The sequence below is a fragment of the Jannaschia formosa genome (assembly GCF_003340555.1).
Classification (GTDB): Bacteria; Pseudomonadota; Alphaproteobacteria; order Rhodobacterales; family Rhodobacteraceae; genus Jannaschia; species Jannaschia formosa.
Genome location: NZ_QPLJ01000124.1, coordinates 1 through 585 on the forward strand (window position 1 = coordinate 1; position 585 = coordinate 585).

The window sequence follows — 585 nt, forward strand, 5'->3', positions numbered from 1 at the left end:
CGCGAGATTTGGGCTTCATCGGGCCTCCGAAATCGCAGGGTTCCGGACCCAAACATACCAAACCCTGCGACATCAGAACACCGCCGATCCCGGTTCATGTCAGGAAATCAAAGCAATGTGATACCAACGGCCCTACCTGCTGACCGCTTTGGCGTAGTCGCGGTTGGTGATGGATCGGATGCGGTCGGGATCGCCTGCGAAGAAGTTCCAGGTTTCGCAGCATCGGGTGACGATGTCGTCCCAGGTGTCCATGGTGGAGATGGCGAGGCGGTTGGCGCGCAGGTAGGCCCAGACGGTCTCGATCGGGTTCAGCTCGGGAGCATAGGGCGGGAGCGACACGAGCGTGAGGTTCTCCGGGACGACGAGCGCCTTGGCGGCGTGCCAGCCCGCGCCGTCGAGGACGACGACGGCATGGGCCTCGGGGGCGACGGTGCGGGCGATCTCGGCGAGGTGGGCGGACCTGGCATGCGTGTCGGCGCGCGGCATGACCAGCGCGGCGGTGGCGCCCCGGGCGGGACAGGCGGCGCCGAAGAGGTAGGCCCATTGGTAGCGGGTATCGCGAGGCGCGGGCGGTCTGCTTCCCCT

1 protein-coding gene is annotated in these 585 nt (G+C 66.8%); it reads right to left on the reverse strand.

The genetic code is table 11. From position 1 onward, the window contains the following. Nucleotides 1-132: 132 nt before the first annotated feature. Nucleotides 133-585: IS630 family transposase (locus DR046_RS23115; protein WP_115384645.1), on the reverse strand; the 453-nt coding region annotated here is incomplete at its 5' end.